Origin of the sequence: Massilia sp. LC238 (genome assembly GCF_000735635.1) — a bacterium.
GTDB classification, from domain to species: domain Bacteria; phylum Pseudomonadota; class Gammaproteobacteria; order Burkholderiales; family Burkholderiaceae_D; genus Telluria; species Telluria varians.
The window spans coordinates 58,165-79,560 of record NZ_JNNN01000038.1 but is presented as its reverse complement, the minus strand read 5'-3'; the positions used below and the strand labels follow the sequence as shown (position 1 = coordinate 79,560).

Below are 21,396 nucleotides of genomic sequence, written 5' to 3'. Positions count from 1 at the left end.
CCATGCATCCGCTGTTCGCCATCGCCGGTTTCGAGGCGCGCCAGCGCCTGCGGCTGCTGTCGACCTGGATCTACTTCGGCATCTTCCTGGCGTTGGCAATGCTGTGGATGGCGGCGGCGGGCGGCGCCTTCCGCGACGCCATCGTCACCTTCGGCGGCCGGGTCCTGATCAATGCGCCGCGCCAGATCGCGCTGACCGCATCCTTCCTCGGCTGCTTCGGCGTGATCGTGGTGGCGGCCGTGATGGGCCGCTCGGTGCAGCAGGACTTCGAATACGAGATGCAGCACTTCTTCTTCAGCGCGCCGATCCGCAAGGCGGACTACGTGCTGGGACGCTTCCTCGGCGCCTTCGCCACGCTCGCGGTGATCCTGTCGAGCATCGTGCTGGGCGCCTGGCTCGGGACCTTCATCCCCGGCATCCAGCCCGACCGCCTGGGACCCGGCGGACTGCCGAACTACCTGCTGCCCTACCTGCTCACGCTGCTGCCCAACACCTTCATCTTCGGCGCCCTGTTCTTCGTGCTGGCCGCGCTGTCGCGCCGCATGCTGCCGGTCTACGTGGCCAGCATCGTCATGATGATCGGCTACATCGTCGCCCCGTCGCTGGCGCGCGACCTCGACTACAAGACCCTGGCCGCGCTGATGGATCCCTTCGGCACCACCGCCCTGATCCGCCTCACCGAATACTGGCCGATCGCCGAGCGCAACACGCGCCCCGTCATGTTGGAAGGCGTGTACCTGGTGAACCGCCTGATCTGGGTCGGCTTCGGGCTGGTGGTCCTGCTGTTCGGCTACTGGCGCTTCCACACCACCGGCAACGTCGACGCGCGCCACAAGAAGGCCCAGGGCCAGGGGCTGGCCGATACGCTGGCCGACCTCGCCCCGCAGCAGCTGTCGCATGCAGCCGTCGACACCCGCGAGCCGCCCGACTTCGAGCGCCGCAGCCTGGCCGTCCTGCTGGGGAAATCGGTGCTGTACAACCTGCGCGAGTCGAGCCGGAACATCTATTTCCTGGCCCTGACGGTCGCCGGCGCCCTGATCCTGGTCGCCAGCGCGCTCGACCTCGGCTCGATCTACGGCACCAATACCTATCCGGTCACCTACATGGTGCTGGACCTGATCCGCGACGTGTTCGCGCTGTACATGCTGGTGGTCACCACCCTGTTCGCCGGCGAGATGGTGTGGCGCGAGCGCGAGGCGCGCATGGCGCAGATGCTCGATGCGATGCCGGCGCCGACATGGCTGCCGCTGGTGGGCAAGACGCTCGCCCTGGTCGGCCTGCAGGCCCTGCTCCTGGTGATGGCGATGCTGGTCGGGATGCTGATCCAGCTGTTCAAGGGTTATTTCGGGCTCGAGCCGGGCCTCTACCTGCGCTTCCTGTTCACGGTGCTGCTGCCGCAGTACGCGCTGCTGGCGGTGGCGGCGATCGCGATGCAGGTGATCGTCAACAACCGCTACCTGGCCTACTTCATCCTGATCGCCCTGTACCTGGTGCTGGGGACCGCGCAGGGTTTCGGCTTCGACCACCCGATGCTGGTGTACGGCAGCACGCCGTCCTTCACCTATTCGGCCATGAACGGCTTCGGCCATTACCTGGTACGCGAGCACCTGTTCCAGCTCTACTGGGGCGGCATGGCGCTGATGCTGATGGTGGCGGCGCGCGTGCTGTGGGCGCGCGGCGTCGACAGCGGCTGGCGCGAGCGCCTGCGCCTGGCGCGCCGCAACCTGTCCAGGCCGGTGCTGGCCGGCTTTGGCGCGGGTCTCGTGATCTTCGCGGGCGCAGGTAGCCTGCTGGCCTACGAGCTGCACGCCGGCGGCTACCTGACCAGCGCGCAGCAGGAAAACCTGCGCGCCGACTACGAGCTGCGCTACCGCCGTTTCGCCAGGCTGCCGCAGCCGCGCATCACCAATGTCGACCTGCAGGTCGACATCCGTCCCGAGGCGCGCAGCCTGACCGTGAAGGGTTTCTACCAGCTGGAGAACCGCACCGGCGCGCCGCTGCGCGAGGTCGTCCTGTACCAGCAGCGCGGCGCCGAACTCGCCGCCCGTTTCTCGCAGGCGGCGCGGCAGGTGACGGCCGATCCGGAGCACGGCTTCTACCTGTACCGCCTGGCCGAGCCCCTGGCGCCCGGCGCGCGCATGGCGCTCGAGTTCAGCGTGCGCTACCAGCCGGGCGGCCTGCTCGGCATCGGCCGCGACACCCCGGTCATCCAGAACGGGACCTTCTTCACCAACGAGGTCATGCCGCGCATCGGCTACCAGCCTTCGGTGGAGCTTGTCGACGACCGCGACCGCAAGCGCCGCGGCCTGGCGCCGAAGGACCCGCTGCCGGCGCGCGAGGACCCGGCGGCACGCGCCAACAACGTGCTGGGCATGGACGCCGACTGGATCGGCTTCAGCGCCGTCGTCGCCACCTCCCCCGACCAGATCGCGATCGCCCCGGGCACGCTGGAGAAGGAATGGATCGACAAGGGGCGGCGCTACTTCCACTACCGGATGGACAAGCCGATCCTCAATTTCTACGCCATCCAGTCGGCGCGCTACGAAGTGCGGCACGACCGCTGGCAGGACGTGACCATCGACGTGTTCTACCATCCGGGCCACGACGCCAACGTCGAACGCATGATCCGCGGCGCCCAGGCCAGCCTGGAATACGCGTCGCGCCGCTTCGGCCCCTACCAGTTCAGCGAGCTGCGCATCGTCGAGTTCCCGCGCTATGCGTCGTATGCGCAAGCCTTCCCGGGCACCATCCCGTTCTCGGAAAGCGTCGGCTTCATCGCCCGCATCGACGACGATTCGCCCAAGGACATCGACTACCCCTTCTACGTCAGCGCCCACGAAACGGCCCACCAGTGGTGGGGCCACCAGCTGGCCGGCGCCCACGCGCGCGGTTCCAGCGTGCTGTCGGAGAGCCTGTCCGAGTACACCGCGCTGATGGTCATGAAGCGCGCCGTCGGCGGCCAGAAGATGCGCCGCTTCCTGCGCTACAACCTGGATGGCTACCTGATGGGCCGCGCCACCGAGCGCCGCAAGGAACTGCCGTTGGCGCAGAACGAGAACCAGGACTACGTCCACTACCGCAAGGGCAGCCTGGCGCTCTACCTGCTTGCCGACCTGCTGGGCGAGGACGTCGTCAACCACGTCCTGAACAGCCTGCTGCAGGAACACGGCTTCAAGGGCGCGCCCTACCCGACCGTGCTGGCGCTGGTCGACCGGCTGCGCGCCGTGACGCCGCCCGACAAGACGTATTTGATCGACGACCTGTTCGAGCACATCGTGCTGTACGAGAACCGCGCCGACAGCGCCAGCGCGCGCCAGCGCCCGGACGGCAAGTTCGAGGTAACGATCCGGGCGCATGCGGGCAAGGTGCGCGCCGGGGAACTGGGCGACGAGAAGCCGGCGCCGCTCAAGGACTACATCGAATTCGGCGTCGACGACCGCAACGGCAACCCGCTGGCGCGCGAACGGCGCCTGGTCGACAGTGCCAGCCAGACCGTGACGCTGGTGGTCGGCGGGCGTCCGGCACGGGCCGGCATCGACCCGGACAATAAATTAGTTGATAGAAAACCAACGGACAATATGGTTCCAGTCGACAACCTATAAAACCCAAGTTATTATTTCAAAAATATTACCGGAAGGAGCATCATGTCAAACCTGGTTGCCGAGATCGCGGAAAAGATCCAGATGCTGAGTGCTGAGGAAAAGCACGCCCTGGTGCGCCTGCTGCTCCAGGATATCGATGGTCCTGACGAGGATGCCGACGAAGCCTGGCACAATGAAGTCGTACGCCGCGTCAAGGCGATCCGCAACGGCGAGACGGCCATTCGCGCGCTGCAGGAATGGCAGGAGTAAATCCGGGGCCTCACGATGCGACACGAGAAACCGCGGCCTGGCCGCGGTTTTGCATTTCAGCCCGCGCCCCTGTACGTACGAGCCCGATGAAGCAGCTGCTCGCGCCCTTCCTGCTGGCCCTGCTGGCTGCCGCCCCGGTGGCGCAGGCAGCCGAAGAGCGGCCCGCCCTCACCCACAAGCTCGCCAAGCTGCAGCAGGCCTCGAGCCTGCCGGGCTTCGCGGTGGCGGTGGTGTCGGGCAATGCCGTGCTGTACCAGCGCGGCTTCGGCCATGCGGACCTGCAGGCCAGGCGCCCTTACACCGAGGAGACGCTGCAGAACGTCGGCTCGGTCAGCAAGACCGTGATCGGCGTGGCGATCGTGAAGGCGATCGAACTCGGCTACTTCGGACTGGACACCGAGATCAACGGCATCCTGCCCTTCAAGGTAGAGCATCCGCATGGCGGCGCAGCGATCACGGTGCGCCACCTGGTCACCCACACCTCAAGCATCGTCGACGACGACGAGATCTACGGGCACTCCTATTACGTGCTGCCCGATGCCGATACCGGCGGCCCGCTCTACCAGCAATTCAGGCGCGACTTCACCCAGCCGGGGCGCCAGGACCTGAGCCTGGGCGGCTTCTTGAAGAACTACCTGGCGGTGGGCGGGCGCAGCTACCGGAAAACCAACTTCGCCAAGGCAGCGCCGGGCGCCGCCTACCATTACTCGAACATCGGCGCGGCGCTGGCGGCCTACCTGATCGAAGTGAAAAGCGGCCAGAGCTTCGAGGCCTTCACCCGCAAGCATATCTTCGAGCCGCTGCAGATGCGCTCCACCACCTGGCGCGCCGACCCAGCCCAGGCGAAGCGCCAGGCGCTGGCCTACAACCGCCGCCACCAGGCCTATCCGCGCTACGCCCTGGTCACCTACCCGGACGGCGGCCTGACCACCTCGGCGGCCGACCTGGCGCGCTTCCTGATGGCCATGGTGAAGGGTTACAAGGGCGGCGAAGGCGTGCTGACCAAGGCCGGCTTCACCCTGCTGTTCGACCCGGAGTTCGCGCCCGACGCCCTCCCTAGCGCCAGCCCGGCGGCAGAACCGAACAGCGGCGTGTTCTGGCGCATCCGCAAGAACGGTCTGGTCGGGCATTCGGGCAGCGACCCGGGCGTCACGGCCTTCATGTTCATCGACCCCGCCAGCGGCACCGGCCGCATCCTGATGACCAACATCGAAGCCGGCGGCAAGGGCGAACAGGACGATCCGAAGATCGTCCAGCAGTTCAGGGAAGTGTGGAAGACCCTGGGCGAGGTGCGCCAGCCCTGATGGTCGTGGCGGAAGCCTCGGCAAAGACGCCGCCGATCGCCGCCACCGCATCAGGCGGCAGGGTGCTGCTACGCCGCTTCATCAGCATGTCACGCCTGTCGCTACCGACGCAAGCCAGGGCCGGTCCCTGCGCCAGGTAGCGGCAGCTGAACCTTGCCTGTTCCGTCCCCGGCCCCATGCCCTTCCAGAACGGATGCAGGGTCAGCGCATCTGCATCCGCCACGGCGCGCAGCGGCAGGCCCAGGACGGCGCGCATGTTTGGCGCTGCCGTGCCGTGCTCCGGCCCGTCCAGGCGCACCAAGGGCGGCGCCGAACCGATGATCATGCCGCTCCCGTCCGCCTGCAAGTACAGCTCGCTCTGGGCGGTCGTGCCGGAATACAGCGAATCGGCCGTTGCCCAGACGCCCGCCAGGTGTGGCGGGATCGGGTCTGCTCCAAGTGCCGGCATCTGCCATGCGATGGCCAGCCCCAGAAGGAGCCTGCGTTTCAAGGCCGCGTCCAGTAATCGACTACCAGCGAACGTTCCAGGCAGCTGCCCAGGGTGGAGACAAAACGCTGGTGCGCCGGGTGCACCAGGTAGGCGTCGCGGTCGGCGTCGCTCGCGAAGGTCAAGGTGAAGCAGTGGGTGAAGCCCTGGTTCAGGCCTTCCGGACTCACGTTGGTGCCCCACTCGTAGGCGGCGATGACCGGGATCTCGGCAGGCAGCCGGCCGAAATCGGCGACGACGGCATCGACCGCTTCCTGGCTGGCATCGCTCTTGAACGCGAACAGCACGACGTGACGCAGGGATGGTGTGGCTGGCATAAGACTCCTTTTCCTTGTTTGTTTACTTCGCCCACTGGAGCGAAGGGATGTAGTCGGGATGTTCCGAAATCGAATTGTGCTGCGTTCCTTCGATCACGCGCAGCCGCGCCACCCCGGCAGGAAAACGCGCCAGCAGCCGCTCGGCGCTGTCCGCCGGGATGATCTCGTCATGCTGGGCAGCGATCAACAGCGTCGGCGCCTGCACCCGCGGTGCATACGCCGACGAGGCATAGCGGTCGCGCAGCAGCCAGCGTACCGGAAAATACGGAAACTGTCGGGCAGCCAGTCCCGCCAGGCTGTCATAGGGCGTGACCAGCACCAGCTTACCGACTGGCCGCTGGCTGGCCACCTGCACCGCCACGCCGGTGCCGAGGCTGCGCCCGATCAGCACCACGTCCCGGTGCTCGCGCGCCACCCGGTCGAACAGGGCCAGCGCATCGCCGACCAGGGTCTGTTCGGACGGATTGCCGGTGCTGCCGGTGTAGCCGCGGTAGTGCAGGAGGTAGAGGGCGCGCCCGGGAAAGGCGCGCTCGAGGATGGGCAGGCTGCCTGTCACGTCCTCGGCATTCCCGCCGAGGTAGATCAGGGCCTGCTCGCCCGCCAGTGGCCGCTCGGAGACCAGGACCCTGGCCCCGTCCACCGCAAGGATCGAGTTCTTCGGCGCCGCGTAGGCGGCGACCGGCGGCGGATAATAGATCAGCGAGCGCTGCAGGAAAAACAGCGCCAGACAGGCTGCGACATAGGCGCCCACGGCCAGCAGCAGGAGAACGACGAGGGCCTGCTTCATGCAGCCGCGTGTCCTTGGGTGATTAGTTGAGTTTGGTGAGCTGGAGCGTGAATTCCTGCGCCTTGCCGTCCGCCGTCCAGTGCTGCCGGGCTTCCAGGGTGGCGTCGTCGACCCGGCGCCAGACGAACTGGCTCGGCGCATTCACGGGCTCGAAGGCGGCCGAGTCGGCGCCGATGCTGGACGCCTTCCAGGTGTACTCCCCCCACTGCGAGATCACCTCGCCGTCCTTGAGGCTGATGGTGGCGCCGTCCGTGTGGCCGGTGAAAGCGCTGTCCGGGAAGCGATGCGACTGGAACACCGCGGGTTCCGGCCGGGTATATTCTTCGAAGAATTCCTTGCCGTACGGCGCGACGCCCTTCCAGCGGCCTTCCAGGAACTGCAGCTGCGCGAAATCGTCGAGGCTGAACATGGCGGTCTCCTTGTCGGGTGAAGTCCATCGATCTTACACCTCGACGCCGCGGCATCCGCGTCTTCCTCGAGACAAGTCCGGGAAGCTTATTCCACTTCAGCTGTTTCAACCGCCTCGGCTGGCGCCTTGGCAGGCCGCTTGCCGGCGCGCGCCGCCTGGCGGCTGCGCGGCAGTGCCGCACGGGCTGGCGGACGCGGCAGGGCTTGCACGGGAGTGTGTGGATTGGCCTGCGTGGTTGCCGAGGCTGCGAGCTGGAAGGTATCCACCAGCTGCGCCAGCCCAGCGGCCTGCTCGCGCATCGCGGCCGCCGCGGCGGCGGCCTGCTCGACCAGCGCCGCGTTCTGCTGGGTCACCTGGTCCATCTGCACGATCGAGCCGTTCACCTGCTCGATGCCCTCGCGCTGCTCGTCGCTGGCCGCTGCGATCTCGCCGATGATGTCGGAGACGCGCTTCACGCTCGCCACCACTTCATCCATCGTGCGGCCGGCCTGGTCCACCAGGCGCGAACCGGCTTCCACGCGCGACACCGAGTCGCCGATCAGGCCCTTGATCTCCTTGGCGGCTGCGGCCGAGCGCTGCGCCAGGTTGCGCACCTCGCCCGCCACCACCGCGAAGCCGCGGCCCTGCTCGCCGGCGCGCGCCGCTTCCACGGCCGCGTTCAGCGCCAGGATGTTGGTCTGGAAGGCGATGCCGTCGATGACGGTGATGATGTCGGCAATCTTGCGCGAGGCTTCGTTGATCGAGCCCATCGTGGTCACCACCTCGGCCACCACTTCGCCGCCGCGCGCGGCGGTGTGGGCGGCGCTCGCGGCCAGCTGGTTGGCCTGGCGTGCGTTGTCGGCGTTCTGCTTGACGGTCGAGGTCAGCTCTTCCATCGACGACGCGGTTTCCTCGAGCGACGCAGCCTGCTGTTCGGTACGGCTGGAAAGGTCGTGGTTGCCGGCCGAAATCTCACTGGCCGCGGTCGCGATGGTGGCAGTCCCGGCGCGCACCTTCGAGACGATCGCCACCAGGGAAGCGTTCATGTCCTTCAGCGCGGCCATCAGTTCGCCGGCTTCGTCCCGGGTGCGGACCTTGACCTCGGCGGTCAGGTCGCCCTGCGCCACCCTGCGCGCCAGGCCGACCGCGCGGCCCAGCGGGATGCTGATGTTCCGGTCCAGCTGGTAGGCCATGAAGACCGCCAGCACCGCGGCGATCAGGCCGCCGCCGATCAGGGTGCGGCGCATGGCCGAACGGGCTTCGCCGATCTGCGCCGCGCGCTCCACCAGCAGCGTGTCTTCGGCGGCCCTGATCTGCGCCACCGTCGCGCGCATGGCATCCATGCCTGCCCTGCCCTTGCCCTCCCTGACGGTCGCGACAACCTGCGACAGGTCGTCGCCGACGGCGGCGCGGCGCTGGGCAATCACCGGCTCGATGGCCTGCGCCATCCAGTCGCGCTGGTGCTGCGCCAGCTGCTTGAGGCGTCCCTGCTGCGCCTCGTTGTCGGCGGTGAGCGCCAGCGCCCGCTCGAGGTGCTGCTGGAATTCCTGCTGGCCGGCCGTGTAGGGCTGCAGCGAAGCCTCCTGGCCGGTCAGGGCATAGCCCCGCTCGCCCGTTTCGATGTTCACCAGCGCTTCCATGGCGCCGTCGACTTCGGCCAGCACCTTGTAGGTGTGCACGTTGGCGTCATTGGCGGAATCGAGCGCGGTGACGTTGCCGTAAGCGATGGCGACGACGATGGAGGTGATGCCGATCAGGATGCCGTAGCCGAGGTACAGGCGGGTCGCGATTTTCAGGTCGGAGAGCTTCATGGGGTCAGACGGGTCTCGATATCGTTGTAGGTGTTGTGCCTGCGGGCAGGCGACCGAATGATGAAACTTGGGTGTATTGCTTGTTCGATTATTACCGGAACAAGAGCTTAATGAAAAGCAAATTTTTATGATGTGAGGAATGGATGCGACAGGACTATGCGGGGTAAATGGAGGAGGCCTTCAGGGCAAAAAAAAAACGCGAACCCACAGGTTCGCGTTTTTCGTTATCGGAAGTGCTGCGCTTACTTCTTCGCCGCCGTCGCGATCTTCTTCGCCGCCGGCTTGCGCGCCGCGGTCTTGGCCGGAGCTTTGGCCGCGGTCTTCGTCGGCGCCTTCCTGGCGGCCGGCTTCACCGCCTTCACCGCCGGTTCAGCCGCGCCATCGGCGCCATCCGCGGCGCCGTCGGCTGCAGCGGCTTTGCCTTTTGCCGCCGGCTTGGCCTTGCGCTCCTCGAACTCGAAGCTGATCTTGCCGTCCTTGCCGCGCACCAGGAAGGCCTTGAAGGCACGGCGCGTGCGCTGCGAAACGAAGCCCGGCAGCAGGTCGGTCTTGCCGTCGTTAAGCAGCTTGGCCATCTGTTCCGGCAGGATCTCCTGCTGCAGGATGATGCGGCCGCTACGGAAGTCGCAGGCCTTGGGCTTGGCGACCGTCTTCTCGCACACGTAGGCCAGGCCCATCTCGTACACGCCGCTGGCGCACTTCGGGCAGGGGCCGAGCGCGGTCTGGCCGGTGAAGTCGACGCCCTCGCCTTCCTCGCCATCGTCCTGGTCCTGGCCGAAGTCGAATTCGAGCTTGAAGTTCTGGATGTCCTCGTCGCGCACGATGCGCAGGATTGCCGCGAACGGACGGCCCATCTTCGAGCGGAAGCCCTGCAGCGGGCCGATGGTGCGCTTCTCCAGCAGCTCCTCGACCTCATTGATCTCGAACTGGCGGCTGCCCGGCGTCTTCGACATCGAGAAGTCGCACTTGGTGCAGGCGAAGCGGCGGTAGTTTTCCTTGACCACGCCGGCGCAGTTCGGGCACGGGGTCTTCAGGGTCGCGTAGTCGCCCGGGATGGTCTCGTTGTCGTATTCCTTGGCGCGCTTGACGATAATCTGCGTCATCTGCGCGATCTCGCGCATGAATTCGTCGCGCGAGATCTTGCCCTTCTCCATCTGCGAGAGCTTGAACTCCCACTCGCCGGTCAGCTCGGGCGCGGTCAGTTCATTAACGCCCAGGCCGCGCAGCAGCGTCATCAGCTGCGACGCCTTCGCGGTCGGGATCAGTTCACGCCCTTCGCGCACCAGGTATTTTTCGGTCAAGAGGCCTTCGATGATGGCCGCACGCGTCGCCGGCGTGCCCAGGCCCTTGCCGGCCATGGCGTCGCGCAGCTCGTCGGAGTCGACCAGCTTGCCCGCGCCTTCCATCGCCGACAGCAGCGTCGCTTCGGTATAGCGCGCGGGCGGCTTGGTCACCAGGCCGTTCGGCGTGACCTTGTCGGCCAGGACCTTCTCGCCCTTCTGCACCGGCACCAGGTTGGCGCCGTCCTTGTCGTCGCCGGTGGTGTCCTTGCCGTACACGGCCAGCCAGCCGGGGTTGGTCATCACCTTGCCCTCGGTCTTGAACTGGTGGCCCGAGACTTCGGTGAAGCGGGTCGTCACCAGGAACTCGGCCGGCGGGAAGAACACGGCCAGGAAGCGGCGCGTGACCAGGTCGTACAGCTTCTGTTCCGGCTCGGTCAGGTTCTTCGGGATGACGCCGGTCGGGATGATCGCGAAGTGGTCCGAGATCTTGGTGTTGTCGAAGATGCGCTTGTTCGGCTTGACCCAGCCGTTCTTCAGCACCTGCTTCGAGAACTGCTGGTAGTTGTTGGTCTCGTTCAGCGACTCCAGCGTGTTCTTGACGGTCGCGATGTAGTCTTCCGGCAGGTGGCGCGAATCGGTACGCGGATAGGTCAGCACCTTGTGCTTCTCGTACAGCGCCTGGGCCAGGCCGAGCGTGTTCTTGGCCGAGAAGCCGAAGCGGCCGTTGGCCTCGCGCTGCAGGCTGGTCAGGTCGAACAGGGCCGGCGCCATCGAGGTGGTCGGCTTCGACTCCTCGGTGACGATGCCCTGCTTGCCGCGGCAGGCGGCGACGATCGAATCGGCGGCGGCGCGGCTCCACAGGCGCTCGGCGCGCTTCTCCGGATCGTTCTCGTCCTTCTTGAAGTTCGTATCCAGCCAGCGCCCTTCGTAGACGCCGGCGGCGCATACGAACTCGGCGCGCACTTCCCAGTAGTCGCGCGGAACGAATTTCTTGATCTTCTCTTCGCGCTCGACCACGATCGACAGGGTCGGGGTCTGCACCCGGCCAACCGTCGTCAAGTAGAAGCCGCCCTCTTTTGAATTGAAGGCGGTCATGGCGCGGGTGCCGTTGATGCCGATCAGCCAGTCGGCCTCGGAGCGGCAGCGCGCGGCGTCGGCCAGCGGCAGCATCTCTTCGTCGCTGCGCAGGTGGGCGAAGCCTTCGCGGATCGCGTTCGGCGTCATCGACTGCAGCCACAGGCGCTTCACCGGCTGTTTGGCTTTCGCGTTTTGAGCGATCAGGCGGAAGATGAGTTCTCCTTCGCGTCCCGCGTCACATGCGTTGATCAGGGTGGTGACGTCCTTGCGCTTGATCAGCTTGTTCAGCACCTTGAGGCGCGACTCGGTCTTGGCGATCGGGTTCAGCGCGAAGTACGGCGGGATCACCGGCAGGTGCGTGAAGCTCCATTTGCCGCGCTTGACGTCGTACTCCTCGGGCACCGTGATCTCGAGCAGGTGGCCGACGGCGGACGACAGGATGTATTCGTCGGATTCGAAATACTCATCGTGCTTGGTGAAGCCGCCCAGCGTCTTCGCGATGTCGTTCGCGACCGACGGCTTCTCTGCGATGATGAGGGATTTGGTCATAGTGTTTCTCGGGTGCTCTATATATAAGTGGCTTTTGCCCGCGCATCATACATGCTCCCGGGCTGGACGGTTGTGAAAGCCGTAGTGTCTGTATGGTAACAATCTGGATTGAGCGGCCAATGATAAGCGCGATGCCGCGCCGACCGCAAGTGCACGTTCGGCTGGCGAAGCGCACCCTGGCGGCGCAGGGATGCCCAAAAATGGTGACGCAGAAATGAAAAACGGGCCTTGCGGCCCGTTTGTTCTCGATGCGCTGCTCAGTGCAGCAGGCGCGGTTCCTGGTCGTCGTCGTCGCCGAAGAGATCGTCGAACATGAGCGCATCGGGTTCCTTGCCCTGGCTCCACAGGACCATCAGCACGATGATCTTGAGCTTGCCGAGCGCCACCGGCGACTCGTCGCAGGCCAGCGCGCGTTCGATGACGATCTCGCGCTGCACGGGGCTGAGCACCTTGGCGCTCTCGAGGAACTGGATGAAGCCGATCGCGGCGCTACCCAGTTCGATATATTCTTCGTCCACGTAGTAGCGGATGCCGGTGCAGGCATCGATGGCGTCGGAAACTGCCACTTCGGTCAGCCCGGAGAGCCAGTCCAGCGCCTCGGAAATCTCGATGTCATCGAAACCGACGGCGGACAGCTTGCGTGCCAGGGCCGCCGGCTCGGGGCAGGCGTCAGGACGATAGTACGTCTCGTAGAGGTAGACCAGGATGTCGAACATAGTGACGCTACTGTAGCAGCTAAGCTCGCCGAGGCACAAGCCTGGCACGCCAGGTGGCGCCCTCTACGTAAAAAACGTTGTTTCGTGGCCTTATCCGTTCATTCAGTTTTGTCGATTTTTAACAAATTTCAGGCCAAGCATTTCACAAAAATATCGCAAGAAGAATACTCTTTTTCGCACCGCCTTCATGCATCGTGCATGACGAGAACAGCCATACTTTCTCGTATTCACGCGGCACGCACCACGCGCTGGACACGGCCATCGGGCAAGCGTTCGAGCAGCCCGGCCAGTTCGAGCGCCAGCAGTTCGCCGGCCAACGCACCGGCGTCAAGACCGAGGCGCGCCAGCAGCGCATCGGGTTCCACCGGATCGTGTCCCAGCGCGGCCAGCAGCGCATCGTCGCCGGCAGCGACGGGTAGCGCTGCAGCCTGCCGCACGAGCGGCGAGACCCGCAGCGCGGCCAGCACCTCGTCCACGGTCTCGACCAGCTGCGCTCCTTCGCGGATCAATTGATGGCAACCCTTGGCCAGGGCCGAATGGATCGACCCGGGCAGCGCGAAGACTTCGCGCCCCTGCTCGGCCGCCACCTGCGCCGTGATCAGGGAACCCGACTGCGCCGCCGCCTCGACCACCAGCACGCCGGCCGCCAGGCCGCTGATGATGCGATTGCGGCGCGGGAAGTTGCCGGCGACCGGCGGGGTGCCGAGTGCATACTCGCTGAGGATGCAGCCTTCGTCCGCAATGCGGTGCGCAAGCGGACGGTTGCGCGCCGGGTAGACACGGTCTGCTCCGGTGCCGATGACGGCGATGGTGGAACCCGGACCGCGCAAGGCGCCTTCGTGCGCTGCCGTATCGATGCCGAGCGCCATGCCCGACACCACGCACAGGCCCGCATGCGACAGGCTTTCCGCGAAGCCTGCCGCATTGGCCCTGCCCTGCGTGCTGGCATTGCGGCTGCCGACCACGGCGATCATGGGCGAGGACAACAAGGCTCGCTGTCCGTGTAGATAAAGGAGAAGCGGCGGATCGGGGATGTGCCGCAGGCTTGGCGGATAATCGGGGTCGTGCAGCGTGAGGAGGTGGCGGTTCGCTCCCGACAGCCAGGCCAGCGTGAGCTCGATCTGCCGCGCGAGTTCGGACGAGACCGGCGCACACAGCGCCGCGGCCTGCGCGGCCGGCACATGGGCGGCCAGGGCCGCATGCCCGGCGCGGAAGATGGCCGCAGGCGAGCCGAAGACGTCCAGCAGCAACCGGCCGGTGCGGCACCCCACGCCCGCCGTTCCTTCCAGCCGGATCCAGTCGGCGATGGCGCGGGAATCCGGTGGGCTGGGAATAGCAGTGTGGGTGGCCGTGTCCTGCACGGTAGGATTCAGAACCTATCCCAGCAGGGAATGAGTCGTTGCTGGCGCGCCTGACAAGCGGGTGCTGTGTAGCATGGCACCCCATGCCATGCTACCTCGTCGTTGCATGGCGCGCGCCATGCGGCCTCCTCGCGCCTTGCCCGCGCTTGTCATGCATCGCCATCAACTTCCTCCTCCCTACTGGGATAGGTTCTACTCCGGTGAGCGCGCCACGTCGCCGACTTCCACCGGCGCCGTCACTTGCATGATCAGTCCGTACGAGACATTGCTGAACACGCGGAAAATGAACAGGCTGCCATATTGCTCGTCGGGCAGCTTGATCGTCCGTTTGCCGAAGCCGAGCACGCCTTTGCCCGCCGGGTCCGGCACCGTCTTCCCGAGATGATAGAGCTGGAGCACGGAACCGACATCGAGTCCGTCAACTGTGCCACGATTGACAGTCACCACCTGGCTCTGGCCGGCGTAGCTGACGCCCCCATGGATCGACATCACGCGCGCATCGACCGGCTGGGCCGGCGCATGCGGCATGTAGTTGCGCACCGGCGTCGGCGGCATCGGGATCAGGAGGTCGCCCACGCCCATTTCCTGGCGCGTCTCGGCAACGCGGAAGGTATGCGCATCCACGCCCGGCGCCGCTTCGCGGTCGAGCGTGACGGTGCCCAGGTAGGCGGCCTCGTGCGCCAGCACCTTGCGGGTCTGCGGATCGCGCAGCGGGCCGCTCGGACGGAACACCTGGAAGGTCTTGCCGCCCTGCAGCTCGCCCTTGACATAGACGCGGTCGCCCGTGCCCAGGTAGACGCGGCCTTCCTGCGACGCGACGATGCGCGGGGCGCCGGCCAGGGCATTGGCTTCGACCACCAGCGGCTGGGTCAGGTAAGGCTCGATCATGCCGGCCGGGATCGACTGCACGGCGTCGCGCTCGAGCGACTCGCTGCGCAGCTGCGGCGACAGTTTGGTAATCGGCGGCTCGCCCCTGCCGTCGCCGCTTCCCGGGCGGCTCAGGGACAGGCGGCCGCGCGTGCGGTCGAAATAGATGACCTGGCCGGGATAGATCCAGTGCGGGTTGCGGATCTCGTCGCGGTTCATGCCCCACACCTGCGGCCAGCACCAGGGGTTCTGCAAGAAAGTGCCGGAAATATCCCAGAGGGTGTCGCCCTTGACCACGACATGCTGGTCGGGAGCGTTGGGGCGGAAAGCGCAAGCGGCGGACGATGCTGGAGCGGCCTGGACCGGGCCGGCCACGGCACACGCGACGAGGGCCGCCGCAGCAGCGCGGGTCACGACTGTGCTAAAATTTTTCATTGCTTGTTTCCGTCATTGTGTCCGTCGTTGCGTCCGCTTGGCGCACATGGATTGCGGCTTTGACACCGAAGGGCTGGCAGCGCGCATCGTCTGCTGGAAAGAGACAGCACGATGACCCGCTCTGATCGACAAAAGGTTGCCGTACTGAATCAAATTCTGCACATAAATCCCTGAACTAGCAAGACAAACCGCGTCTTGCAGGATCGGGGATGTGTTGCATTTCTGTACGCGCGCAACAATCTTATTGAACACCTATCTCCTCTTACTTTTTCGACCATGGCCTTACTGAAGATCCTCCGCTACCCTGATCCACGCCTGCACAAGATTGCCAAGCCGGTCACCGAATTCGGCACCGAGCACCTGCGCCAGCTGGTCAAGGACATGGCCGAGACCATGTACGACGCACCGGGCGTCGGCCTGGCCGCCACCCAGGTCGACGTGCACGAGCGCGTGGTCGTCATCGACGTCAGCGAAACCACCGACCAGCTGCTGGTCTTCGTCAATCCGGAAATCACCTGGGCCAGCGACGAGAAGCAGGTCTACGACGAAGGCTGCCTGTCGGTGCCCGGCATCTACGACGGCGTCGAGCGCCCGGCGTGCGTCAAGGTCAAGGCCTACGACGTCGAAGGCAAGGAATTCGAGCTCGAGGCCGACGGCCTGCTGGCCGTGTGCATCCAGCACGAGATGGACCACCTGATGGGCAAGGTCTTCGTCGAGTACCTGTCGCCGCTCAAGCGCAACCGCATCAAGGCCAAGCTGCAGAAGGAAGAGCGCGGCATGGAGCGCGACGCCGCCCTGCGCAGCGCCCGCCGCTGACAGGGGCCCCGATGAGGCTCGTTTTTGCCGGCACGCCCGAGTTCGCCGCTGTCGCCCTGCGTGCCCTGCACGAGGCCGGCTTCGAGATTCCCCTGGTCCTGACCCAGCCCGACCGCCCGGCCGGGCGCGGCATGCAGCTGCAGGCCTCGGCAGTGAAACAGTATGCGCTGGCGCACGGCATGCCCGTGGCGCAGCCGCTGTCGCTGCGCATGGACGCCAAGGACCCGCAACGCGCCGAGGAAGCGCGCGCCGCCCACGAGCGCCTGCTGGCGCTCGATTACGACGTGATGGTGGTGGCGGCCTATGGCCTGATCCTGCCGCGCAGCACGCTCGATATCAAGCCCTGCATCAACATCCACGGCTCGCTGCTGCCGCGCTGGCGCGGCGCGGCGCCGATCCACCGCGCGATCGAAGCCGGCGACCTTGAGACCGGCGTCACCATCATGGGCATGGAAGAAGGCCTCGACACCGGGCCGATGATGCTGATCGAACGCGTCGCCATTGAAGACACGGACACCACCGGCAGCCTGCACGACAAGCTGGCAGACCTGGGCGGACGCATGATCGTCGAGGCGCTGCGCAAGATGGAAGCCGGCCAGATCGAGGCGGTGCCGCAGCCGGAAGCCGGCGTGACCTATGCCGCCAAGATCAGCAAGGAAGAAGCGAAGCTGGATTTCGCCCTGGACGCCGAGGTGCTGTGGCGCCGGGTGCGCGCCTTCAATCCCTTCCCGGGTGCGCACGGGCTGGTCGACGGCGTGACGGTCAAGGTGTGGAATGCGGAGCTGGCATCCGGAAATGGGTCGCCGGGCCAGGTGCTGGCGGCGGATGCGGGGGGCATCGTGGTCGCCTGCGGCAGCGGTGCACTGCGCATGACCGGACTTCAAAAGCCTGGCGGCAAACGCTTGGCTGCGGCGGACTTCCTCAAGAGTTTCCCGCTGGGCGGAAAAATCTTCTCCTGAAAAGAAAATCGGGGCATTCGCCCCGATACATCACTTCTCTTGCGACCCAGCCGTGCGCTGGGCGTCCATGTACTCGCGCAGTACCTGGTTGATACGGGTCTGGTAACCCGGACCCGCCGACTTGAACCATTCGAGCATGTCCACGTCCAAACGGATCGTCACGATCTGTTTCACGCCGTTGATCGTTTGGGGCTTCACGGCGACAGCCGGTTCTTCGATGCGGTTCACCGGCTGGTCCCAATCCGGCTCATATTCTTTGTTCATGCAATCATCCCGTTAAAAGCTTCGCCAACCTGTGACGACGCGTTAATTGTCGTCCGTGTATGTAACGTAAAGATTGCGGATGTGTTAGGTTTTGTAACGTCATGTAACAGCCGGCGAAATCAATACATAAAGATACATACGCGGATCGCATTTTCGCCCTCCGCAGAGCGAGCCGGCGTCCTGACGTATAATCGTAGACCGCCCAATAGTAAACGGCCTGTAAAGCCGTAGAAAGACGACACCATGAACGCCCCACTTCGCTCCATTTCCCCGATCGATTCCCAGCTGCGCGACATCCTGAAGCGCCGCATCATGATCCTGGATGGCGCGATGGGCACCATCATCCAGCAGTACAAGCTCGATGAAGCCGCCTACCGCGGTGAGCGTTTCAAGGACTTCAGCGCGCCGGAAGGCGCCGGCCAGCGCGAGCTCTTCGTCAAGGGTAACAACGAGCTGCTCACGCTCACCCAGCCGCACATCATCCAGGAGATCCACGAGCGCTACCTCGCCGCCGGCGCCGACCTGATCGAAACGAATACCTTCGGCGCCACCGGCGTGGCGCAAGACGACTACCACATGGCGCATCTCGCCTACGAGATGAACGTGCAAGCCGCCAAGCTCGCGCGCGCCGCCTGCGACAAATACAGTACCCCGGACAAGCCGCGCTTCGTGGCCGGCGCCCTCGGCCCTACCCCGAAGACCGCCTCGATCTCGCCCAGCGTGACCGACCCGGCCTTCCGCAACATCACCTTCGACCAGCTGGTCGCCTCCTATCATGAACAGGTGCGCGGCCTGGTCGACGGCGGTTCCGACGTGCTCCTGGTCGAGACCATCTTCGACACCCTGAACTGCAAGGCCGCGCTGTTCGCGATCGACCTGTACTTCGAAGAGCATCCGGAAATTCCGCGCCTGCCGCTCATGATCTCGGGCACCGTCACCGACGCCTCGGGCCGCATCCTGTCGGGCCAGACCGTGGCCGCCTTCTGGAACTCGGTGCGCCATGCCAAGCCGCTGACCGTCGGCCTGAACTGCGCACTGGGCGCCGCGCTGATGCGCCCGTATGCCGAAGAGCTGTCGACGATCGCCGATACCTTCGTGTGCATCTACCCGAACGCCGGCCTGCCCAACCCGATGAGCGACACCGGCTTCGACGAGCTCCCCAGCGACACCTCGGCCCTGCTGCGCGAATTCGCCGACGCCGGCTTCATCAACATCGCGGGCGGCTGCTGCGGCACCACGCCGGACCACATCGCCGCCATCTCGAAGATTCTCGAAGCATCCCCGCCGCGCCAGGTGCCGGACGTGCCGGTCGCAATGCGCCTGTCGGGCCTCGAGCCCTTCACCATCGACGACAGTTCGCTGTTCGTCAACGTCGGCGAGCGCACCAACGTCACCGGCTCCAAGGCTTTTGCGCGCATGATCCTGAACGAGCAGTTCGACGAGGCGCTGTCGGTGGCGCGCCAGCAGGTCGAGAACGGCGCCCAGGTCATCGACATCAACATGGACGAGGCGATGCTCGACTCGCAGGCCGCGATGACGCGCTTCCTGAACCTGATCGCCTCCGAACCGGACATCTCGCGCGTGCCGATCATGATCGACTCCTCGAAGTGGAGCGTGATCGAAGCGGGCTTGAAGTGCGTGCAGGGCAAGGCCATCGTCAACTCGATCTCGATGAAGGAAGGCGAAGAGGAATTCATCCGCCAGGCCAAGCTGTGCCGCCGCTACGGCGCCGCGGTCATCGTGATGGCCTTCGACGAGCAGGGCCAGGCCGACACCTTCGCGCGCAAGACCGAGATCTGCGGTCGCGCCTACAAAGTGCTGACCGAGCAGGTGGGCTTCCCGCCGGAAGACATCATCTTCGACCCGAACATCTTCGCGATCGCCACCGGCATCGAAGAGCACAACAACTACGCGGTGGACTTCATCGAGGCCACCGCCTGGATCCGCAAGAACCTGCCGCACGCGAAGGTCTCGGGCGGCGTGTCGAACGTCTCGTTCAGCTTCCGCGGCAACGACCCGGCGCGCGAAGCGATCCACACCGTGTTCCTGTACCACGCGATCAAGGCCGGGCTCACCATGGGGATTGTCAACGCCGGCATGGTCGGCGTCTACGACGACCTGCCCGCCGAGCTGCGCGAGCGCGTCGAGGACGTGGTGCTGAACCGCCGCGAGGACGCCACCGAGCGCATGATCGAATTCGCCGGCACCCTGAAGGCCGGCGCCGGCAAGCAGGAACAGAACCTGGAGTGGCGCGAGGCGAAGGTCGAGAAGCGCCTGGCGCACGCGCTGGTGCACGGCATCACGCAGTGGATCGTCGAGGACACCGAAGAGATGCGCCAGCAGGTCCTGGCCTCCGGCGGCCGTCCGATCCACGTGATCGAAGGCCCGCTGATGGACGGCATGAACATCGTAGGCGACCTGTTCGGACAGGGCAAGATGTTCCTGCCGCAGGTGGTCAAGTCGGCGCGCGTGATGAAGCAGGCCGTGGCCCACCTGGTGCCCTTCATCGAAGAAGAGAAGGCGGAAGAAGAACGCCGCACCGGCATCGTCGCCAAGCCGAAGGGCAAGATGGTCATCGCGACCGTCAAGGGCGACGTGCACGACATCGGCAAGAACATCGTCTCGGTGGTCCTGCAATGCAATAACTTCGAGATCGTGAACATGGGCGTGATGGTCCCGGCCGCCGACATCCTGGCCAAGGCCAAGGAAGAGAATGCCGACATCGTCGGCCTGTCGGGCCTGATCACGCCTTCGCTGGAAGAGATGGCCCACGTGGCGCGCGAGATGCAGCGCGATCCCTACTTCCGCGAGAAGAAGATCCCGCTGCTGATCGGCGGCGCCACCACCAGCCGCGCCCACACCGCCGTCAAGATCGCGCCGCACTACGAAGGCCCGGTGGTCTACGTGCCGGACGCCTCGCGTTCGGTGTCGGTGGGCCAGTCGCTGCTGACCGACGACACGCGCGACGCCTACATCATCGAGCTCGCGGAGGATTACGAGCGCATCCGCGTGCAGCACGCCAACAAGAAGGCGCTGCCGATGCTCACCCTCGAACAGGCGCGCGGCAACAAGGCGAAACTCGCGTACGCACCGGTCAAGCCGAAATTCATCGGCCGCCGCGTGTTCAAGAACGTCGAGCTGGGCGAACTGGCGCGCTACATCGACTGGGGTCCCTTCTTCCAGACCTGGGACCTGGCCGGCCCCTACCCCGCCATCCTCACCGACGAGGTGGTGGGCGAAGCCGCCACCAAGGTGTTCGAGGAAGCCCAGGCGATGCTCAAGAAGATCATTGAAGGCCGCTGGCTGACCGCCAATGGCGCCATTGCGCTGCTGCCCGCCAACGCCGTCAATGACGACGACATCGAGATCTATACCGACGAATCGCGCAAGGAAGTCGCCTTCACCTGGTACGGCCTGCGCCAGCAGGGCGTCAAGCCGGTGGTGGACGGCGAGCAGCGCCCGAACCAGTGCCTGTCCGATTTCGTGGCGCCGAAGGATTCCGGCATCGCCGACTACATCGGCATGTTCGCGGTCACCGCCGGCCTGGGCATCGAGAAGCACGAGCAGCGCTTCGAAGCGGCCCTCGACGACTATTCCTCGATCATGCTCAAGGCCCTGGCCGACCGCCTGGCCGAGGCCTTCGCCGAATACCTGCATGAGCGCGTCCGTACCGACCTGTGGGGTTACGCGGCGGGCGAGGACCTGTCGAACGAAGCGCTGATCAAGGAAGCTTACCAGGGCATCCGTCCTGCGCCAGGTTACCCGGCCTGCCCGGAGCACACCGTCAAGGCCGAGCTGTTCCGCACCTTGCAGGCGGAAGAGATCGGCATGGAGCTGACCGAGTCCTTCGCCATGTACCCGGGCGCCGCTGTATCGGGCTTCTATTTTGCCCACCCGGACTCGAAGTACTTCGTGGTCGGCAAGATCGGCGAAGACCAGCTCGAGGACATGGCGCGCCGCCGCGGCATGGACAAGAGCGAACTCGAGCGTTACCTGGCGCCCAACCTGTCCTGATCCTCCCCTGCGCCGCCGGTCGATGCCGGCGGCGTTTCCCTGCCCTCCGCAAACTTCCACGCTGCAGCATTGTCCAAGCACTGCAACGTCCACGCATGGAGGATCACATC

Annotated in this window: 16 protein-coding genes; 6 read left to right on the top strand and 10 right to left on the bottom strand. The window is 65.6% G+C overall.

Annotated features, from left to right (window positions below):
* Positions 1 to 2 precede the first annotated feature (2 nt).
* The 3 genes from FG94_RS09730 to FG94_RS09720 all read left to right on the top strand — a co-directional run bounded on the left by FG94_RS09730 (position 3) and on the right by FG94_RS09720 (position 5,155).
* Positions 3 to 3,602, top strand: a complete 3,600-nt coding sequence (locus tag FG94_RS09730) for a M1 family aminopeptidase (protein ID WP_036210429.1) — start codon at positions 3 to 5, stop codon at positions 3,600 to 3,602.
* A 42-nt stretch (positions 3,603 to 3,644) separates the two neighbouring features.
* Complete coding sequence (locus FG94_RS09725) at positions 3,645 to 3,851, top strand: addiction module protein (RefSeq protein ID WP_027865824.1); 207 nt, start codon at positions 3,645 to 3,647, stop codon at positions 3,849 to 3,851.
* Positions 3,852 to 3,937: 86 nt separating this feature from the next.
* Complete coding sequence (locus FG94_RS09720; RefSeq protein WP_036210426.1) at positions 3,938 to 5,155, top strand: serine hydrolase; 1,218 nt, start codon at positions 3,938 to 3,940, stop codon at positions 5,153 to 5,155.
* Here the strand turns inward: FG94_RS09720 and FG94_RS09715 are convergent.
* The 9 genes from FG94_RS09715 to FG94_RS09675 all read right to left on the bottom strand — a co-directional run bounded on the left by FG94_RS09715 (position 5,112) and on the right by FG94_RS09675 (position 15,233).
* Complete coding sequence (locus FG94_RS09715; protein WP_036210423.1) at positions 5,112 to 5,645, bottom strand: hypothetical protein; 534 nt, start codon at positions 5,643 to 5,645, stop codon at positions 5,112 to 5,114. The genes FG94_RS09720 and FG94_RS09715 overlap by 44 nt on opposite strands.
* Entirely contained in the window at positions 5,642 to 5,959 is a 318-nt protein-coding gene (locus FG94_RS09710; protein WP_081925903.1) for a Dabb family protein, read from the bottom strand. The genes FG94_RS09715 and FG94_RS09710 overlap by 4 nt, the downstream gene beginning before the upstream one ends.
* Positions 5,960 to 5,981: 22 nt before the next feature.
* Positions 5,982 to 6,746, bottom strand: coding sequence for an alpha/beta hydrolase (locus tag FG94_RS09705; RefSeq protein WP_036210417.1), 765 nt, complete (start codon positions 6,744 to 6,746; stop codon positions 5,982 to 5,984).
* A 22-nt stretch (positions 6,747 to 6,768) separates the two neighbouring features.
* Positions 6,769 to 7,155 carry a hypothetical protein gene (locus FG94_RS09700; protein WP_036210416.1) on the bottom strand — a complete coding sequence of 129 codons (387 nt, stop codon included), beginning with the start codon at positions 7,153 to 7,155 and terminating at the stop codon, positions 6,769 to 6,771.
* An 86-nt stretch (positions 7,156 to 7,241) separates the two neighbouring features.
* A complete protein-coding gene (locus tag FG94_RS09695) occupies positions 7,242 to 8,945 on the bottom strand; it encodes a methyl-accepting chemotaxis protein (protein ID WP_051996394.1) in 1,704 nt (567 codons plus the stop codon).
* 242 nt (positions 8,946 to 9,187) lie between these two features.
* A complete protein-coding gene (locus FG94_RS09690; RefSeq protein WP_036210415.1) occupies positions 9,188 to 11,854 on the bottom strand; it encodes a DNA topoisomerase III in 2,667 nt (888 codons plus the stop codon).
* A gap of 257 nt (positions 11,855 to 12,111) precedes the next feature.
* Positions 12,112 to 12,570 carry a DUF494 family protein gene (locus FG94_RS09685; protein WP_036210414.1) on the bottom strand — a complete coding sequence of 153 codons (459 nt, stop codon included), beginning with the start codon at positions 12,568 to 12,570 and terminating at the stop codon, positions 12,112 to 12,114.
* A 227-nt stretch (positions 12,571 to 12,797) separates the two neighbouring features.
* Positions 12,798 to 13,931: a DNA-processing protein DprA gene (gene dprA / locus FG94_RS09680; RefSeq protein WP_229445901.1), complete on the bottom strand. Its 1,134-nt coding sequence runs from the start codon at positions 13,929 to 13,931 to the stop codon at positions 12,798 to 12,800.
* Positions 13,932 to 14,123: 192 nt separating this feature from the next.
* Entirely contained in the window at positions 14,124 to 15,233 is a 1,110-nt protein-coding gene (locus tag FG94_RS09675) for a LysM peptidoglycan-binding domain-containing protein (protein ID WP_036210413.1), read from the bottom strand.
* A gap of 276 nt (positions 15,234 to 15,509) precedes the next feature.
* Between FG94_RS09675 and def the strand changes: the two genes are divergently transcribed.
* On the top strand, positions 15,510 to 16,049 hold the full coding sequence (gene def / locus FG94_RS09670; RefSeq protein WP_036210412.1) for a peptide deformylase: 540 nt from the start codon (positions 15,510 to 15,512) through the stop codon (positions 16,047 to 16,049).
* Positions 16,050 to 16,060: 11 nt separating this feature from the next.
* Entirely contained in the window at positions 16,061 to 17,008 is a 948-nt protein-coding gene (gene fmt / locus FG94_RS09665; RefSeq protein WP_036210411.1) for a methionyl-tRNA formyltransferase, read from the top strand.
* 30 nt (positions 17,009 to 17,038) lie between these two features.
* Here the strand turns inward: fmt and FG94_RS09660 are convergent, their stop codons facing one another.
* Complete coding sequence (locus tag FG94_RS09660) at positions 17,039 to 17,272, bottom strand: BrnA antitoxin family protein (protein WP_027865836.1); 234 nt, start codon at positions 17,270 to 17,272, stop codon at positions 17,039 to 17,041.
* Between the two features lie 243 nt (positions 17,273 to 17,515).
* Between FG94_RS09660 and metH the strand changes: the two genes are divergently transcribed.
* On the top strand, positions 17,516 to 21,286 hold the full coding sequence (metH, locus tag FG94_RS09655) for a methionine synthase (protein ID WP_200879964.1): 3,771 nt from the start codon (positions 17,516 to 17,518) through the stop codon (positions 21,284 to 21,286).
* Positions 21,287 to 21,396: the final 110 nt, after the last annotated feature.

What these genes read in the sequence shown, in the direction of transcription:
- FG94_RS09730 (WP_036210429.1), top strand. Translation starts at nt 3, where the DNA reads ATGCATCCGCTGTTCGCCATCGCCGGTTTCGAGGCGCGCCAGCGCCTG.
- FG94_RS09725 (WP_027865824.1), top strand. Translation starts at nt 3,645, where the DNA reads ATGTCAAACCTGGTTGCCGAGATCGCGGAAAAGATCCAGATGCTGAGT.
- FG94_RS09720 (WP_036210426.1), top strand. Translation starts at nt 3,938, where the DNA reads ATGAAGCAGCTGCTCGCGCCCTTCCTGCTGGCCCTGCTGGCTGCCGCC.
- FG94_RS09710 (WP_081925903.1), bottom strand. Translation starts at nt 5,959, where the DNA reads ATGCCAGCCACACCATCCCTGCGTCACGTCGTGCTGTTCGCGTTCAAG.
- FG94_RS09705 (WP_036210417.1), bottom strand. Translation starts at nt 6,746, where the DNA reads ATGAAGCAGGCCCTCGTCGTTCTCCTGCTGCTGGCCGTGGGCGCCTAT.
- FG94_RS09700 (WP_036210416.1), bottom strand. Translation starts at nt 7,155, where the DNA reads ATGTTCAGCCTCGACGATTTCGCGCAGCTGCAGTTCCTGGAAGGCCGC.
- FG94_RS09695 (WP_051996394.1), bottom strand. Translation starts at nt 8,945, where the DNA reads ATGAAGCTCTCCGACCTGAAAATCGCGACCCGCCTGTACCTCGGCTAC.
- FG94_RS09690 (WP_036210415.1), bottom strand. Translation starts at nt 11,854, where the DNA reads ATGACCAAATCCCTCATCATCGCAGAGAAGCCGTCGGTCGCGAACGAC.
- FG94_RS09685 (WP_036210414.1), bottom strand. Translation starts at nt 12,570, where the DNA reads ATGTTCGACATCCTGGTCTACCTCTACGAGACGTACTATCGTCCTGAC.
- FG94_RS09675 (WP_036210413.1), bottom strand. Translation starts at nt 15,233, where the DNA reads ATGAAAAATTTTAGCACAGTCGTGACCCGCGCTGCTGCGGCGGCCCTC.
- def (WP_036210412.1), top strand. Translation starts at nt 15,510, where the DNA reads ATGGCCTTACTGAAGATCCTCCGCTACCCTGATCCACGCCTGCACAAG.
- fmt (WP_036210411.1), top strand. Translation starts at nt 16,061, where the DNA reads ATGAGGCTCGTTTTTGCCGGCACGCCCGAGTTCGCCGCTGTCGCCCTG.
- FG94_RS09660 (WP_027865836.1), bottom strand. Translation starts at nt 17,272, where the DNA reads ATGAACAAAGAATATGAGCCGGATTGGGACCAGCCGGTGAACCGCATC.
- metH (WP_200879964.1), top strand. Translation starts at nt 17,516, where the DNA reads ATGAACGCCCCACTTCGCTCCATTTCCCCGATCGATTCCCAGCTGCGC.